Source organism: Pseudomonas sp. MWU16-30323 (genome assembly GCF_020515595.1).
In the GTDB taxonomy this organism is placed as follows: domain Bacteria; phylum Pseudomonadota; class Gammaproteobacteria; order Pseudomonadales; family Pseudomonadaceae; genus Aquipseudomonas; species Aquipseudomonas yamanorum.
The window spans coordinates 1-15,077 of sequence record NZ_JAIWYM010000003.1 but is presented as its reverse complement, the minus strand read 5'-3'; the positions used below and the strand labels follow the sequence as shown (position 1 = coordinate 15,077).

Here is a 15,077-nt window from a genome sequence, read left to right as displayed (position 1 = left end):
ATGCAGCTGGCGTATCAGGCGCCGTATGACTGGGCGGCGATGCTGGGCTTTTTGTCGGCGCGGGCGATCAGCGGGTTGGAGACGGTGGACGGCGGCGTGTACTCGCGCAGTATCAGTGTCGACGGTCAGCAGGGTTGGCTCAGCGTGGCGCCGGGGGCCGGTGATTGGCTTGAAGTCACGGTGGACTTCCCCAATGCGGCGGCGTTGCCGGAGATCGAGCAGCGGTTGCGTGACATGTTTGACCTGTCGGCTGACCCGAAACGGATCAACCGGCAACTGGCGACTGATCCTTTGATGGCGAGGTTGGTTGCGGCGCGTCCCGGCCTGCGGGTGCCGGGAACCTGGGATGGGCTGGAGTTGGCGATCCGTGCGGTGTTGGGCCAGCAGATTACCGTGGTAGCGGCGATCAAGCTGGCGGGCAAGCTGGTGGCGCAGTACGGGACGCCGTTGGTGACGCCCCATGCCGGTGTGACCCATGTGTTTCCTTCAGCCAAGGTGCTGGCGGCGGCGGACCTGGCAACCCTCGGCATGCCGAAAAGTCGCGGGCGCACCTTGTCGGGTGTGGCCCAGGCCTTACTGGATGACCCGCAGGTTTTCCAGCCGAAGGCGAGCCTGAAGGAGGGTGTGGCGCGGCTGGTGGCATTACCGGGGATTGGTGACTGGACGGCGCAGTACATCGCCATGCGCCAGATGCGCGAGCAGGATGCGTTTGCCTCGGGGGATATCGGCTTGATCAATGCGTTGGTGGCGCTGGAAGGCGGGCCGGTGAGCCCACGCCAGTTGCTGGCGCGGGCCGAGGCCTGGCGACCGCTTAGGGCCTATGCGGCGCAGCATTTGTGGACATCACTGAGCCGGGTGGATTGATTCTGCCTACCTGTGGTGAGGGAGCTTGCTCCCGCTGGGGCGCGAAGCGGCCCCATTGACCCCAAAGCAGGGGCCTGCTGCGCAGTCCAGCGGGAGCAAGCTCCCTCGCCACAGGAGCTTCGGTCACCATTGAGGGCGATGTGAACCCAACTCCCCGGCGGGCAAATCCCACTGCAACGGTGTCCCGCTGATGGTCACCGGGGGCAGCAGGCGGTGGGCCGGGCCCCAGGCTGTTTGTTCCACCACCAAGCCTTGATCGCCCGGTTCTTCGGCCCGCAGCGGTAGTTGTTCCGGGACTTGCCCTGCGTCCACCAACAGTTTTGCCGTGCGCGCGAGGGACAGCAGCGCCGAACCGCCGCGCCCGGATTTCAATCGCTCACTCAAGGCCTGGATTGCACTGGCCGCCATCAAATACCCGGTGGCGTGATCCAGTGCCTGTAATGGCAGCGGCACCGGCTTGTCCGACTTTTTCCACTGCCTGCCGGCCTCGGCAATCCCGGTACTCATCTGCACCAGGCTGTCGAACCCTCGGCGATTGCGCCATGGGCCGCTCCAGCCATAGGCATTGAGGCTGGCGTCGATCAGGCCGGGGGCGATGGCTTGTAGCGCGGCCTCACCGTAGCCTAACTGCTCCAGGGCATCGGCGCGGTAGCCGTGCAGCAGAATGTCGGTGTCCTTCAGCAGGTTTTCGAAGGTCTGGCGGTCGTCGGCGTTCTTCAGGTCCAGGCGGGCGCAGCGTTTGCCCAGGGTCATTTCCGGTACAACGCCGGGTTCGTTCCAGTCAGGGGAGTCGATGCGCAGTACATCGGCGCCAAGGCCTGCCAGAAAACGACTGGCAGTGGGGCCGGCCAATACGCGTGTCAGGTCCAGCACCTTGATCCCCGCCAACGGCCTTGCCACCGAGCCCAGCCAGGGTTTGTCGCTGAGGGCTGCAAAGGTCTGGCGATGGACCAGCGGTTCCTGATTGACCGCCAAACCTTGTGGGTGCAGCTGCCAGTCTGGCCACGAGCGCATCTGCGCCGCACAGCCGTTGGCTTCGACAATCGCCTGTTCCAATTCGGCGGCGTTCCATTGGGCGACCTTCGCGGCCATCGCATCACGGTCAGCGACCTGCCCGAGTACGCGTTCAGCGGCGGCACGATGGTGTGGCGCATTGGTGTGCAGGCGAATCCAGCCATCGGCGCAGGCGTAGTCGCCGGCAATCGGGTCCCACAGCGGCGGTGTGGTCCAGCCATCGGGGCGCAGGGATGAGGAGAACCAGAATGAGGCGAGGCGCCGGTCCACGGTCACCGAGGGCAGGCGCCCGGTTTGCTGTTGCAGCAACTGGGCAACCGCCTGGCCTGCCGCACCGATGCTGGCGCTGGCCAGTTCGGTGACGGCAAAGGTCGAGGGCAGGGCGCCGGCCTCGGTAAAGGCCAGCGGGGTGACGGGTAAGTCGAGTGCTTCCTGGATGGGGGTGAGCAGATCAGTCATCAAAGGCCCTCCTTATGAGAAGGACCATCATAGAAGATCATCAGGGTTGAATGACAACCCCAGGCTCCAGCGGTAAATCCACGCTGGCGATAAAACCGCCGCCTTGATGATTGGCCAGGATCAGGCTGCCGCCATGACGTTCTGCGGCGCGCCGCGCGATGGCCAGGCCCAGGCCGTGGCCCTGGGCGGTTTGCCCCGGGGCGCGGTAAAACGGCTCGCCCAGTTGCTTCAGGTGTTCGGCATCCACGCCGGGGCCGTGGTCGCGCACGCTGATCACAATGCGGTCGCCCTGGCGTCTGGCGTCCATTTCAATCGGTTGCCCCGGCGGGTTGAAGCGCTGGGCGTTGCGCAGCAGGTTGTCCACGGCGCGTTCGATCATGGTCGGCCAGCCCTTGAGTTGCAGCCCGGCCTCGGCGTCGAGCTGCACGGGTTGGTCCGGCGCGCCGAGCAAGGCGTCTTTTTGCAGGGTCCGGAGCAACGGGTTGAGGTCGATGTCTTCGGCGCTGGCGTTATCGGCATCCACCCGGGCGAGTACCAGGATTTCGCTGATCAGCGCTTCAAGGCGGTCGCATTCGCGGGTCAGGCGCGGCCAGAGTTTCTCCCGTGCCTCGGGGGTGGCGCGTTCTGCCAGGGCCAAGGCGATCCGCAGCCGGGCCAGGGGCGAACGCAGTTCGTGGGACACGTCCCGCAGCAATTGGCGCTGGCTGCCAATCAGGCTTTGCAGGCGGGCACCCATGCGGTTGAAGTCGGTGGCCAGTACGCCGAATTCGTCGCGACGGTTGGCCAGCCGCGCCAGGCTGTTCTGCTGGTAGGTGGTCTGGCCCAGGTCGTGCACTGCGCCGCGCAGGCGGCTGAGGGGGCGGGTGATGGACAGCGTCACCAGCAAACTGAACAGGGTCAGCACCACCAACGCGATCGCCAGGGCACTCAACGGCCAGAGCAGGCTGTTGCGGTGCCAGGCGTCCAGTTCCGGGTGGGGAATGCGGTAGATCAGCAGGTAAGTGTCGCCGGTTTTTTCACTGGTGTACTCGGCGGTCAGGCGCCGCCAGGGCAGATGGCGGTCCTGGCTGTCTTTTTGTCGGGCTTCGAGGGCGGCGGCGCGGCGCGGGAAGGTGCCGAGCACCACGGGCTCACCGCTTTCGTTAAGCACTTGCACGTCGATGTGGTACTGGCGCTTGCGCTGCTGCAGCAATTCCTGGGCGGCGTCCTCGCCTTGGGCCTCATAGAGCTGCGTCCATTCCTGCGCAAGGTTATTGAGCCCGGGGTGGCGGCTGAGAATCCAGGCGTCCTGGTTGAGCATATGCCCAAGCAGGATCGACAACCCGGCAACCAGGGCGATGGCCAGCCAGAAGCTGGCTAGGACGCGCCAGAACAATGAACGCACAAGAAACCCTCAAACAGGAAAAGCCCAGCGGCGGTGGCCACTGGGCTGGGAGTGAAGCTAGATCATTATTGCGCTTTTTGCGGCTGTTGGGCTTTCCAGGCCTGGAATTCCTTCCACTCGGCGCGGCGCTCGGCTTGTTTCTTCACGATCTCGTCGAATTTCTTCTGTTGATCGGGTTTCAGCACGGCACGGATGTCGGTCTGGGTTTTCTGCTTGGCGGCCGCCATTTCGTCCTTCATGGCTTGCTTGTCAGCGGCTGGCAGTTTGTCCAGGTACTTGCGCACCAGCTCTTTGCGAGCGTGCCACTGTTGGCCCATCAACTTGCCGATCTGCTGGCGCTGTTCAGGGCTCAGGTCCAGCTGGCTGAAAGGGCCACCTTTGCCCCGCATGCCGTGTTCGCCGCCGTGGCCTGGGCCACCCATCATGTGGCCTTCAGGACCGCCCATCGGGCCTGGGCCTTCAGGTGCTGCGGCCATGGCAACGGTTGGCAGGGCAGCAGCGAACATCAAAGCGATAAGGGTCTTGCGCATGGTGATTCTCCTGTCTCTATTCCGGTGAGTCCGGATGTGAGTAGATTACGGAGAACAAGGTCAGCGGCAGTCAGGGGACGGTAAAGCTTGGGTAAAGAGGATTTTGGGCGGGGCTGACAAAACTATCCCGGCAGGGGAGATCATGTGTGGGAGCTGTCGAGCCTTGGCGAGGCTGCGATGCAGGCACCGCGGTCTATCCGTTGCACCGGGGTGATGCCATCGCAGCCTCGCCAAGGCTCGACAGCTCCCACAGGGGAGAGGTGTTGTGCTTAGAGGCTGTAGTAATAGCCGCGGCTACGCAGCGCCACGATCCGTGGCCGGCCATCCGGGTGCGGGCCGATCTTCTTGCGCAGGTTGCTGACGTGCATGTCCAGGCTGCGGTCATACAGGGTCAGCTTGCGGCCCAGGGCGATTTGCGCCAGTTCCTGCTTGTCCAGCGGCTCGCCTGGCTGGCGCAGCAAGGCTTCCAGCAGACGGCTTTCGGAAACGGTCAGGGCAAATTCCTGTTCATCGATAGTGACCACGCCACGCACCGGGCTGAAGCACAGGTCACCCAGCTCCAGCTGGGTGGACACGGCAGCCGGGTGACTGCGGCGCAGCACGGCGCGCAGGCGGGCGGTCAGTTCGCGAGGGTCGCAGGGCTTGGCCAGGTAGTCGTCGGCGCCCAGTTCCAGGCCGAGGATCCGGTCCAGCGGTTCGCCGCGAGCCGAGAGCATCAGCACCGGCAACTCCGGGTGGTCGCTGCGCAATTGCTTGAGCAGCTCCAGGCCGCTGCCGTCAGGAAGCATCACGTCGAGCACCACGGCCGCCGGGGCGGCTTCGGCCAAAGCCTTGCGGGCGCTCAAGCCGTCATGGCAGGCGCGCACCTGGAAACCTTCCTGGCTCAACCAACTGGTCAGCAGCTCACAGAGCTCCTGGTCATCATCTATCAGTAACAGCTCGCTCATGACTCACTCAATTTAGCCATTGTCGACGGCGCCGGTGCCCGCCACTGGCGAAGATCCCGCACAGCAGGGCGATCAGTGCGACTGCTCCACCGGTCACGAACCATTGCTGTTGCTCGGTAAGCCAGCGTGGCAAGGCACCGCCCTGTGCTTCTTTGAGTTGCTGGACCAGGCGTTGGTTCTCCTGGCGCAGTTTACTCAGTTGGGTACTTTCCCGGGTGGCATCAGCACTTTGCAATTGCTTGCTTAGTTCATCCCGCTGCCGTTCGCTTTCTTTCAAACGTTGCTGCAAATCGGTGATCTGGCTGCCGGCACTCAAGGACAGGGGCGTGGAACTGCCGGTGTTCGAGGTTTCTTCAGCGTGGGCCGTAGCCCCGATCATTAACACTGCCAACAGACACAACTGACGTAAGCGCATCGGAACTCCTGATTCCACACGAATATTCAGAACGTTGTCGGCAGGTTACCGGGAATAATGAGCGTTTAGGAGTGCCCTGAAGCCAATTGGTTCAGCGCACCACGAATCAAGGCAGGACTTGCTTGAACGGCTTGACCAGCACATGAGCATACACGCCGGCCGCGACATACGGATCAGCGTCGGCCCAAGCTTGTGCCGCCGCCAGGGACGCGAACTCGGCGACGATCAGGCTACCGGTGAAACCGGCGTCTCCCGGGTCATTGCTGTCGACTGCCGGGTGCGGGCCGGCGAGCACGATACGGCCTTCGGCTTGCAGCTGTTTCAGGCGCTCGACGTGGGCCGGGCGTACGGACAGGCGTTTTTCCAGGGAGTTGGCAACGTCGGTGGCAATGATGGCGTAGAGCATGTCAGTCCTCGGTTTTCGGCGTGGTAGGGTCGGTGTCATGCAGGTGGCGCGACAGGTAGATCCCCTGGCCGACCAGGAACAGCACGGTCATGCCGAGGCTGCCGAACACCTTGAAGTCCACCCAGTAGCTCTGGAAGGTAAAGGCGACGAACAGGTTGGCGGCGCCGCAGAACAGAAAAAACACGATCCAGGCGATGTTCAGACGGGTCCAGACCGGCTCCGGCAAGCTCAGCGCGTGGCCCATGATCCGCTTGATCAGCAAACGGTCACCGATGAAGTGGCTGCCGATAAAGGCCAGGGCGAACAGCCAGTTGACCACCGGGGCTTTCCATTTAAGGAAGGTTTCGCTGTGGAAGGCCAGGGTCAGGCTGCCGAAGACGAGGCAGGCTATCAGGGTCAGCCATTGGCTTTTTTCCAGCTTGCGCTGGGAGATGAAGAGCGCGCCGTAGACCACCACGGAGCTGATGATCAGCACCGCCGTGGCACTGTAGATGCCACCGACTGTCAGCTCGTGGCCGGCAATATCGATAACGCGAGGGTCGATTTTATAAACGATGAAAAACAGCAACAGCGGGATGAAGTCGATGAATTGTTTCACAGTAAGAGCCAGAAGCTGGATGTGGCGGCATAATAACAAACATCCTTGGTAGCGAAAGCGCCAGCTGACTTGAGGTTACACACTCCCGTGAATGTTGATTTGCACTGCCATAGCACAGCCTCCGACGGCGCCCTGGCGCCCGCGGTCCTGGTTGCGCGTGCGTTTGAAAAAGGCGTGCGAGTCCTGTCGTTGACCGACCACGACACCCTCGAAGGCCTGGCAGAGGCCCGTGATGCGGCGAATGCGTTGGGCATGCAACTGGTCAACGGGGTTGAATTGTCCTGCACCTGGGGTGGCGCAACCATCCACGTATTGGGCTACGGTTTCGACGTCAACGCGCCGCCGCTGGTGGAGGCCATCGCCAAATTGCACGATGGCCGCTGGCTGCGGTCCGAAGAAATAAGCCGCAAGCTGGCCCTCAAGGGCATGCCCAACGGCCTGGAAGGCGCCCGCGCCATCCAGCAGGAACTGGGCGACAGCGGCAACGCCCCGGCCCGTCCGCACTTTGCCGACTGGATGGTGCGTGAAGGTTTTGTAAAGGATCGCGCCGAAGCGTTCCGCAAATGGCTGGGCGCCGGCAAGCTGGGGGACGTCAAGCAACACTGGCCCACCCTGGAAGACACCGTCGGCACGCTGCGGGCAGCAGGCGCCTGGGTCAGCCTGGCGCACCCGTGGCATTACGATTTCACCCGCAGCAAGCGCCGCAAGCTGATTGGCGACTATATTGGAGCGGGCGGCCACGCAATCGAAGTGGTCAACGGGCATCAACCCGCCGAGCAGGTAGGCAGCCTGGCGATTCTTGCCCGCGAATTTGGTCTGCTGGTCAGCGCCGGCAGTGATTTTCATGGCCCTGGCGGCTGGTCCGAGATTGGCGAGTACCGTGCCGTCCCGGAAGATTTGCCGCCCCTTTGGTGTCGCTTCAAACATGACCCCATTATTGCCACCGTCTGAACAGGTAGAACACGTGAGTCAATTCTTCCAGATTCATCCGGAAAACCCCCAGGCGCGCCTGATCAAACAGGCCGTGGAGATCATCCGTGCCGGTGGCGTGGTGATCTACCCCACGGATTCCTCCTACGCTATCGGTTGCCAGATCGGCGACAAGAACGCGGTCGAGCGCGTAAGACGCCTGCGTGACCTGGACAAGAACCACAACTTCGCACTGATTTGCAGCGACCTGTCCCAGTTGGGGCTGTTCGCCAAGGTCGACACCGGCACCTTCCGCCTGCTCAAGGCCCACACGCCAGGGCCTTACACCTTCATTCTCAACGCTACCCGCGAAGTACCGCGCCTGCTGCTGCACCCGAAGAAGCGCACCATTGGCCTGCGGGTGCCGGAACACCCGATCGCCCTGGCGCTGCTGGCCGAACTCGGTGAGCCGTTGATGAGCGTGTCGCTGATCCTGCCGGGTGAAGAAGAGCCGTTGTACGACCCTTATGAAATGCGCCGGTTGCTGGAAAAACACGTCGACCTGATCATCGACGGCGGCTACGGCGGCAACAAGGCCTCCACCGTGATCAACCTGGCCGACGGCGAGCCGGAAGTGGTGCGCGTAGGGTGTGGCGACCCGGCTCCGTTCATGGTCGAGGCCTGAATGTCGGCCGTGGAAACCGTCGACAGCCAGGCGGGCGCCCAGCAGGAACTGCCATTTGCCATGGTCTACGGCCAGGCCGTCATGGAAATGCCGCTGGACCTGTACATCCCGCCGGACGCCCTGGAAGTCTTCCTCGAAGCCTTCGAAGGCCCGTTGGACTTGCTGCTGTACCTGATCCGCAAGCAGAACATCAACATCCTCGACATCCCGGTGGCGGAAATCACCCGCCAGTACATGGGCTATGTCGAGCTGATGCAGACCGTGCGCCTGGAACTGGCTGCCGAGTACCTGGTGATGGCCGCGATGCTCGCGGAGATCAAGTCACGCATGCTGCTGCCGCGTTCGGAAAGCATCGAGGCGGAAGAGGATGACCCGCGCGCTGAACTGATCCGTCGCCTGCAGGAGTACGAACGCTTCAAGGCTGCTGCCGAAGGCATCGACGGCCTGAGCCGGGTGGGCCGCGATGTGGTGGTGCCCAAGCTCGACGCCCCGGAAGCCCGGGCGCGCAAGCTGCTGCCGGACGTGAGCCTGGAAGAATTGCTGATGTCCATGGCCGAAGTACTGCGCCGTGGCGATATGTTTGAAAGCCACCAGGTCAGCCGCGAGGCGCTGTCCACCCGCGAGCGCATGAGTGATGTACTCGACCGCCTCAAGGGCGGCGGGTTTGTGCCGTTTGTCGAGCTGTTTACCAAGGAGGAAGGGCGCCTGGGGGTGGTGGTGACCTTTATGGCGATCCTCGAGCTGGTCAAGGAATCCTTGGTCGAGCTGGTCCAGAATGAGCCTTTTGCGGCTATCCACGTGCGGGCGCGAGCCGAATAAAGAGCTGAATCGATGAATTTGACTGAACCCCGCGAACTGGCCCCGCTGCTGGAGGCCTTCCTCCTGGCCTCGGGCAAGCCGCAATCCCTGGAACGCTTGTTCGAACTGTTTGAAGAAGCCGAACGCCCTGAGCCGCCGGTGTTCAAGAAGGCGTTGGAGATTCTGCGCAAGTCCTGCGATGGCCGTGCCTTTGAGCTGCGGGAAGTGGCTTCCGGTTATCGCCTGCAAATCCGCGAGAAATTCTCGCCGTGGGTGGGCCGCCTCTGGGAAGAACGCCCGCAACGTTATTCCCGGGCGATGCTGGAAACCATGGCGCTGATCGCTTATCGCCAGCCGATCACCCGGGGCGAGATCGAAGACGTGCGGGGCGTGGCGGTTAACAGTCATATCGTCAAGACGCTGCTGGAGCGGGAGTGGATTCGGATCGTTGGTTATCGGGATGTGCCCGGCAAGCCGGCGATGTTTGCTACCACCAAGGTGTTCCTCGACCACTTCAACCTGAAAAACCTCGACGACTTGCCGCCGCTGGCAGAGCTGCGGGAGATGGAGCCGGACCCGGTCCTGGATTTCGACGACGCCCCGGTGCCGGCCAGTTTGCAGGAACTGGCGGACGCCAGCGCCGAGCCGGAAGAGCCGAAGGACGAAACCAGTTTCCATACGCTGTTGCTGGAACTGGACGACATGGAGCAGGGCATCAAGACCGACTTCGACGACTTGCTGCGTGATGGTGCGGTCAGTGACGGTGAGCAGGAGCCTGCGCTGCAACTGAACGTTGAGGTTGAGCTGCCAGTCGAAGTTGAAGATGAGCCCGAGCCTGAACCCGAGGAGGACATCCTTGGCGTCGCCGAAGCCCGTGCCAAACTCCTGGCCGCCGTCGCGGCGCTCGAACAACCGCCGCTGAGCGACGAAGAGGCCGAAGCCCAGGCACTGGCCGAAGCCATCGAAAACGAACGCCGCCAATTCGAAGACTGACGCCGCTTCAAAATGTGGGAGCTGGCTTGCCTGCGATGCAGGCGACTCGGTCTTGCTGCTACACCGAGATGATGCCATCGCAGGCAAGCCAGCTCCCACAGAAAACCAGTGCCTTGGAGGATTTCAATGAGCTCCACCAAAGACCCCTGCATCAGCCTCTGCAAATTCACCGACGACATCTGCGTGGGGTGTGGCCGCAGCAAGCGCGAGATCCGTGCCTGGAAGAAACTCGACAAGGTCGACAAGCGCACGGTACTCGCCGAAGCTGAACTGCGCCTGCTGGCGCTGGGTGCCACCGGTCGGCGGAAAGGCAAATGAACCGGCACTTATCGACTAGTCTCTGATGCGCAACGCGCGGCTTACGCGTATGATTCGCGACCCTTTGGCGATGCGTTCGCCAAAAGCCCAGCTTTTACTATCTTCAGGCCCAGCCTGAATCGACACACCGGGAGGTGCTTAAGATGAGTGACCAAGACCAGAAAGACAGCCAGGAAATCGGCCCCGCAGGTGAAAAACTGCAGAAAGTCCTCGCCCGTATCGGCGTAGGCTCGCGCCGCGACGTAGAAGCCTGGATCACCCAGAAGCGCATCAAGGTCAACGGCGTTGAAGCCACCCTCGGCCAGCGCGTCGACCTGCACGATGCAATCACCATTGATGGCAAGGTCATCAAGCGTGAAGAGGCCGCCGAATCGGTGCGCCGCGTCATCATGTACAACAAGCCTGATGGCGAAATCTGCACCCGTGACGACCCGGAAGGCCGTCCAACCGTATTTGACAAGATGCCGCGCCCTAAAGAAGGCCGCTGGATTAACATCGGTCGTCTCGACATCAACACCACCGGCTTGCTGATGTTCACCACCGACGGTGAACTGGCCAACCGCCTGATGCACCCTTCCTACGAGATGGACCGTGAATACGCGGTACGTGTGCGTGGCGAAGTCGATGACGAGATGATCGAGCGTCTGAAAGCCGGCGTCGTGCTGGAAGACGGCCCGGCCAAGTTCACCGACATCAAGCAGGCGCCAGGCGGCGAAGGCTTCAACCATTGGTACCACTGCGTGGTGATGGAAGGCCGTAACCGTGAAGTACGTCGTTTGTGGGAATCCCAGGGCCTGGTGGTCAGCCGCCTGAAGCGCGTGCGTTTCGGTCCGGTGTTCCTCAACTCCGACCTGCCGATGGGCCGCTGGCGCGAAATGAGCCAGTACGAAGTCGACATCCTGAGTGCCGAAGTCGGCCTGACGCCGGTGGCCATGCCGCAGATGAACGCCAAGAGCAAAGACAAGCTTGAGCGTATGCAGCGTAAATCGTCGCGTCCGGTGGCACGTACCGACCGTGTTGCCCGCACCCTGCGCCCTGCGCTGGATGCACCGGCCACTGGCGGTCGTATCTCCCGCGAGCCGCACATCGAAGGCGAGCGTCGTCCTTCGGCACCGGCCCGTCAGGATGGCGAACGTGCGCCGCGCGCGCCGCGTCCAGCCGGTCGTGGTGGTGATGCCCCAACGGGCGGTCGCGGTAACCGTGGCGAGTCTGGCCGTGGTGCTCCGGCTGCGGGCCGTCCCGACGACAGCGCCAGCACCAAACGCCCAGCCAAGCCATCGCCGAAAAAGCGCCCGGGCCTGAAGCTGGTCGATGACGCGCCATCGGGCAAGCGTCGTGGTGCACCGGCCGGTTCCGGCCAGCGTCCAGGTTTTGGTCGCAAGAAGCCGCAGTGATTCGTTAAGCGCTGCATAAAAACGCCAACCCTCGGGTTGGCGTTTTTTTTGGTCTGGATTTGGAACCTGCTCTATGAGCAAAGCAGGTCCATTGTGGGAGCGGGCTTGCTCGCGAATGCGGTCTATCAGTTGATACATCCAGTGACTGACCCACCGCATTCGCGAGCAAGCCCGCTCCCACCGTTGATCTCCATTGTTTTGACGACCGTGTCAGAACATGAAAGCCCCATCGAACACGGGTTTATCGTCGAGGGCCAACACGCCGCTGGCGAAGATCAGGTCCAGATGGTGGCTGCCTTTCTGCCCGCCACCCAAGCCCAGGTGCAGCCCGCAATGACGCTCTTCAAAGCCGGCATTGCGCGCATACAAATCCTTCACGCCTTCATTGGTGCCAATGCCCAGTTCTTCCACCCGGCGGTTGGACGGGTTGGCATTCAGGTATTTGTTGAAGTCATCCGCCAGCCCCGGCACTTCACTGGCCACGGTGCAGATGGTCGAGTTCTCGATCCACAGTTCCAGCGGTGATTGCAGCACGCCGTATTTGCGCGCAAAGGGAATGGTGCTGAGGAAGGTGCCCACAAACCTGACTTGGCCATTGATGGCCTCGCTGTGGGTCGCGATCTCGCCGGGCGCCAGGTCGTGGTTGCCGACGCCGTTGATATTGGTCCACTTCTTGATGCTGCTCATGGGCGCTTCAAGGCGCGAGCCATGCTGGTCGGTGAAGCTCAGCACGCTGGCCTGGGACATACGCCGGATCAACGTGGCGTTGAGGTCGGCAATCCGCTGTGGGGCGACGCTGAAGGTGTCGTAGAAATAGTCGCCGTAGTCCTTGAGCAGCAGGGATTTTTTCCAGTGCTCGGCCATCACGCCTTGCAGCGCACGGATAAAGTCCGGGCCCTCGGCACGAGGGTTGGGCAAGGTCGAGGAATCGTAGAGAAACATGTACAGGTCGCAGGTTTCGATGGCCTTGGCCAGTGCTTCGCTGGGGGCCTGGTCCAGGCGTTGTACCTGGAAGTCGAAACGGGCGGCGCTGCCTTGGGTGATCGAGTGGGCGATGGCGTCGTAGCGTTCGGTATGGCCGAGCAGAATGGTGGGGCGGTGCAGGCCGGTGAGGGCCGGGTGATGAGCGAGGTAGTAGAGAAAATGTTCGACGGCGCGGGCCTTGTCCATGACGTCCTTCCTTCAAAGCCTTCGGTAGGAGCAGTGGCAGGTGCGGCGTCCCGCACCTGCCGGGGTGCCTGATCAGATCAGAAAGGCCACATCGCGGTGCCGAACGGCACGACGGCATCGGCTTGCATCATTTCAACGGCGGCCTCGTGGGTCGGCGCTTCAAACCAATCGTCGAGTTGCAGTTCGGTTTCCAGGTCGTTTTCCAGTGCTTGCATGGTGAATCTCCTAGATGACGGTGTTTGAGAACGAGCTTGCCAGCGGGCTGCGCTGGGCAAGTGGATGAACCTAGAAGAGAGTGTTGGGGAATGCAAAATTTTTATTGACACGGTTCCATTTGGATTTTTTATTCCGTTTTGATGGCGATTTGGTTTATGTCGATGAAACAGAGAGTTGGTTGCGTCGTTTTGTAGGAATCGTCCTTTCGTCAACTTCTCGTTATCTGAAAGAATTTTCCTAATGTCCCTCCTATCTGCCGCACCGCATCCTGTCAGCCCAGACAGGTTTGGCGGTGTACAATGCGCCGCGTTTTACTGTGATCCCACTTTTTCAGGGCTATCCGCCTTGTTCATTCCGCCTGGCCACAAGCCCGTCGGGTTCGATTTCGTCACAGATAAAAACAACAGGTGACGTATGACCGTAAGAAAAAACGCTGGACCGGGGTTTGATCGGCGCTGCTGTAGCCCGTTACCAAAGCAGCACCCCTCCATGAGCACCCTCAAACCTTGCGTGAGACCCTTTCCATGAGTGAAGCCAACTCGCATTCAGGCGAACTGAAGCGCGGCCTGAAAAATCGCCATATTCAACTGATCGCCCTCGGTGGCGCGATTGGTACCGGGTTGTTTCTGGGTTCGGCCGGCGTGCTGAAATCCGCCGGGCCGTCGATGATCCTCGGCTATGCCATCTGTGGCTTTATCGCCTTCATGATCATGCGCCAACTGGGCGAGATGATCGTCGAAGAGCCGGTGGCCGGTTCCTTCAGCCACTTTGCCCACAAGTACTGGGGCGGTTTCGCCGGCTTCCTGTCGGGCTGGAACTGCTGGATTTTGTACATCCTGGTGGGCATGTCGGAGCTGACGGCCGTCGGCAAGTACGTGCACTACTGGTGGCCCGAGATCCCGACCTGGGTGTCGGCGGCGGCGTTTTTTGTGTTGATCAACGTGATCAATCTGTCCAACGTCAAAGTCTTCGGCGAGGCCGAGTTCTGGTTTGCGATCATCAAGGTGGTCGCCATTGTCGGCATGATCGCCCTGGGCAGTTACCTGCTGGTGAGCGGCACCGGCGGGCCACAGGCCTCGGTGAGCAACCTGTGGGAACACGGCGGGTTCTTTCCCCATGGGGTCGGTGGTCTGGTGATGGCCATGGCGATCATCATGTTCTCGTTTGGTGGCCTGGAAATGCTCGGGTTTACGGCGGCTGAGGCGGATAAGCCTCGCACGGTGATCCCGAAGGCGATCAACCAGGTGATTTACCGGATCCTGATTTTCTATATCGGTGCACTGGTGGTGCTGCTGTCGTTGACGCCCTGGGACAGTCTGCTGGAGACCCTGAATGCTTCCGGTGACGCCTATAGCGGCAGTCCGTTTGTGCAGGTGTTTTCGATGTTGGGCAGCAATACTGCGGCGCACATTCTCAACTTTGTGGTGCTGACGGCGGCGCTGTCGGTCTACAACAGTGGCACTTACTGCAATAGCCGGATGCTGTTGGGGATGGCCGAGCAGGGTGACGCGCCGCGTGCATTGGCGAAGATCGACAAGCGTGGCGTGCCGGTGCGGTCGATTCTGGCGTCGGCGGCGATCACGTTGGTGGCGGTGTTGATGAATTATCTGATTCCGCAGCATGCGCTGGAGTTGCTGATGTCGCTGGTGGTGGCGACCCTGGTGATTAACTGGGCGATGATCAGCTTTTCGCACTTCAAGTTTCGCCAGCATATGGATCGGACGGGGCAGGTGCCGTTGTTCAAGGCGCTTTGGTATCCGTATGGGAATTATGTGTGCCTGGCGTTTGTGGTGTTTATTCTTGGTGTGATGCTGCTGATTCCGGGGATTCAGGTGTCGGTGTATGCGATTCCGGTTTGGGTGGTGTTTATGTGGGTTTGCTACGGGATCAAGAACAGGCGTAAGGCTCGGGAGGGGGTGGCCTTGAACCGGGGTTGATCTCGAGTACATATCCGTTGCTGCGGTAACGGCTGCTTAT

Annotated in this window: 17 protein-coding genes; 8 read left to right on the top strand and 9 right to left on the bottom strand. The window is 61.6% G+C overall.

Annotated features, from left to right (window positions below; all coding sequences use genetic code 11):
* Positions 1 to 864, top strand: a complete 864-nt coding sequence (locus tag LIY45_RS05005; RefSeq protein ID WP_226475723.1) for a DNA-3-methyladenine glycosylase — start codon at positions 1 to 3, stop codon at positions 862 to 864.
* A gap of 123 nt (positions 865 to 987) precedes the next feature.
* Here LIY45_RS05005 and LIY45_RS05000 read toward each other — a convergent pair whose 3' ends face one another.
* From LIY45_RS05000 to LIY45_RS04970, 7 genes are all read right to left on the bottom strand, one after another.
* Positions 988 to 2,337 (bottom strand): CoA transferase, encoded by a 1,350-nt coding sequence (locus LIY45_RS05000; RefSeq protein WP_226475556.1) that lies wholly within the window; start codon positions 2,335 to 2,337, stop codon positions 988 to 990.
* Between the two features lie 40 nt (positions 2,338 to 2,377).
* Positions 2,378 to 3,721: a HAMP domain-containing sensor histidine kinase gene (locus LIY45_RS04995; RefSeq protein ID WP_017475708.1), complete on the bottom strand. Its 1,344-nt coding sequence runs from the start codon at positions 3,719 to 3,721 to the stop codon at positions 2,378 to 2,380.
* Positions 3,722 to 3,786: 65 nt separating this feature from the next.
* Entirely contained in the window at positions 3,787 to 4,251 is a 465-nt protein-coding gene (locus tag LIY45_RS04990; protein ID WP_063027665.1) for a Spy/CpxP family protein refolding chaperone, read from the bottom strand.
* Positions 4,252 to 4,520: 269 nt separating this feature from the next.
* Positions 4,521 to 5,198 (bottom strand): response regulator transcription factor, encoded by a 678-nt coding sequence (locus tag LIY45_RS04985; RefSeq protein WP_003220065.1) that lies wholly within the window; start codon positions 5,196 to 5,198, stop codon positions 4,521 to 4,523.
* A gap of 7 nt (positions 5,199 to 5,205) precedes the next feature.
* Positions 5,206 to 5,613: a hypothetical protein gene (locus LIY45_RS04980; RefSeq protein WP_017475711.1), complete on the bottom strand. Its 408-nt coding sequence runs from the start codon at positions 5,611 to 5,613 to the stop codon at positions 5,206 to 5,208.
* 106 nt (positions 5,614 to 5,719) lie between these two features.
* Positions 5,720 to 6,019 carry a YciI family protein gene (locus LIY45_RS04975; RefSeq protein WP_226475555.1) on the bottom strand — a complete coding sequence of 100 codons (300 nt, stop codon included), beginning with the start codon at positions 6,017 to 6,019 and terminating at the stop codon, positions 5,720 to 5,722.
* A 1-nt stretch (position 6,020) separates the two neighbouring features.
* Positions 6,021 to 6,617 carry a septation protein A gene (locus LIY45_RS04970; protein WP_226475554.1) on the bottom strand — a complete coding sequence of 199 codons (597 nt, stop codon included), beginning with the start codon at positions 6,615 to 6,617 and terminating at the stop codon, positions 6,021 to 6,023.
* A gap of 87 nt (positions 6,618 to 6,704) precedes the next feature.
* Here LIY45_RS04970 and LIY45_RS04965 point away from each other — a divergent pair, with 87 nt between their 5' ends.
* The 6 genes from LIY45_RS04965 (at position 6,705) to rluB (ending at position 11,714) form a co-directional block, all read left to right on the top strand.
* Positions 6,705 to 7,568, top strand: a complete 864-nt coding sequence (locus LIY45_RS04965; RefSeq protein ID WP_017475714.1) for a PHP domain-containing protein — start codon at positions 6,705 to 6,707, stop codon at positions 7,566 to 7,568.
* A 13-nt stretch (positions 7,569 to 7,581) separates the two neighbouring features.
* Complete coding sequence (locus LIY45_RS04960) at positions 7,582 to 8,211, top strand: L-threonylcarbamoyladenylate synthase (protein ID WP_003220075.1); 630 nt, start codon at positions 7,582 to 7,584, stop codon at positions 8,209 to 8,211.
* A 120-nt stretch (positions 8,212 to 8,331) separates the two neighbouring features.
* The gene (locus tag LIY45_RS04955) at positions 8,332 to 9,030 is read left to right on the top strand and encodes a ScpA family protein (protein WP_172834604.1); all 699 of its coding nucleotides are present in this window, start codon (positions 8,332 to 8,334) and stop codon (positions 9,028 to 9,030) included.
* 12 nt (positions 9,031 to 9,042) lie between these two features.
* Positions 9,043 to 10,002 carry an SMC-Scp complex subunit ScpB gene (gene scpB / locus LIY45_RS04950; RefSeq protein ID WP_226475553.1) on the top strand — a complete coding sequence of 320 codons (960 nt, stop codon included), beginning with the start codon at positions 9,043 to 9,045 and terminating at the stop codon, positions 10,000 to 10,002.
* A gap of 126 nt (positions 10,003 to 10,128) precedes the next feature.
* Positions 10,129 to 10,320: a DUF1289 domain-containing protein gene (locus tag LIY45_RS04945; protein WP_017475717.1), complete on the top strand. Its 192-nt coding sequence runs from the start codon at positions 10,129 to 10,131 to the stop codon at positions 10,318 to 10,320.
* Positions 10,321 to 10,463: 143 nt separating this feature from the next.
* The gene (gene rluB, locus LIY45_RS04940) at positions 10,464 to 11,714 is read left to right on the top strand and encodes a 23S rRNA pseudouridine(2605) synthase RluB (protein ID WP_017475718.1); all 1,251 of its coding nucleotides are present in this window, start codon (positions 10,464 to 10,466) and stop codon (positions 11,712 to 11,714) included.
* Positions 11,715 to 11,924: 210 nt separating this feature from the next.
* On the opposite strand, the gene LIY45_RS04935 is transcribed toward rluB, so the two are convergent.
* On the bottom strand, positions 11,925 to 12,884 hold the full coding sequence (locus tag LIY45_RS04935) for a leucyl aminopeptidase (RefSeq protein ID WP_226475552.1): 960 nt from the start codon (positions 12,882 to 12,884) through the stop codon (positions 11,925 to 11,927).
* A gap of 77 nt (positions 12,885 to 12,961) precedes the next feature.
* The gene (locus tag LIY45_RS04930; protein ID WP_003175756.1) at positions 12,962 to 13,099 is read right to left on the bottom strand and encodes a hypothetical protein; all 138 of its coding nucleotides are present in this window, start codon (positions 13,097 to 13,099) and stop codon (positions 12,962 to 12,964) included.
* Between the two features lie 525 nt (positions 13,100 to 13,624).
* On the opposite strand from LIY45_RS04930, the gene LIY45_RS04925 reads away from it, so the two are divergent.
* Entirely contained in the window at positions 13,625 to 15,037 is a 1,413-nt protein-coding gene (locus LIY45_RS04925; RefSeq protein WP_017475720.1) for an amino acid permease, read from the top strand.
* Positions 15,038 to 15,077 lie beyond the last annotated feature (40 nt).

Bases quoted from the DNA above. Each gene is read 5' to 3' on its own strand.
- rluB (WP_017475718.1), top strand. From the start codon at position 10,464: ATGAGTGACCAAGACCAGAAAGACAGCCAGGAAATCGGCCCCGCAGGT.
- LIY45_RS04985 (WP_003220065.1), bottom strand. From the start codon at position 5,198: ATGAGCGAGCTGTTACTGATAGATGATGACCAGGAGCTCTGTGAGCTG.
- scpB (WP_226475553.1), top strand. From the start codon at position 9,043: ATGAATTTGACTGAACCCCGCGAACTGGCCCCGCTGCTGGAGGCCTTC.
- LIY45_RS05005 (WP_226475723.1), top strand. From the start codon at position 1: ATGCAGCTGGCGTATCAGGCGCCGTATGACTGGGCGGCGATGCTGGGC.
- LIY45_RS05000 (WP_226475556.1), bottom strand. From the start codon at position 2,337: ATGACTGATCTGCTCACCCCCATCCAGGAAGCACTCGACTTACCCGTC.
- LIY45_RS04925 (WP_017475720.1), top strand. From the start codon at position 13,625: ATGAGTGAAGCCAACTCGCATTCAGGCGAACTGAAGCGCGGCCTGAAA.
- LIY45_RS04930 (WP_003175756.1), bottom strand. From the start codon at position 13,099: ATGCAAGCACTGGAAAACGACCTGGAAACCGAACTGCAACTCGACGAT.
- LIY45_RS04935 (WP_226475552.1), bottom strand. From the start codon at position 12,884: ATGGACAAGGCCCGCGCCGTCGAACATTTTCTCTACTACCTCGCTCAT.
- LIY45_RS04945 (WP_017475717.1), top strand. From the start codon at position 10,129: ATGAGCTCCACCAAAGACCCCTGCATCAGCCTCTGCAAATTCACCGAC.
- LIY45_RS04990 (WP_063027665.1), bottom strand. From the start codon at position 4,251: ATGCGCAAGACCCTTATCGCTTTGATGTTCGCTGCTGCCCTGCCAACC.
- LIY45_RS04980 (WP_017475711.1), bottom strand. From the start codon at position 5,613: ATGCGCTTACGTCAGTTGTGTCTGTTGGCAGTGTTAATGATCGGGGCT.
- LIY45_RS04975 (WP_226475555.1), bottom strand. From the start codon at position 6,019: ATGCTCTACGCCATCATTGCCACCGACGTTGCCAACTCCCTGGAAAAA.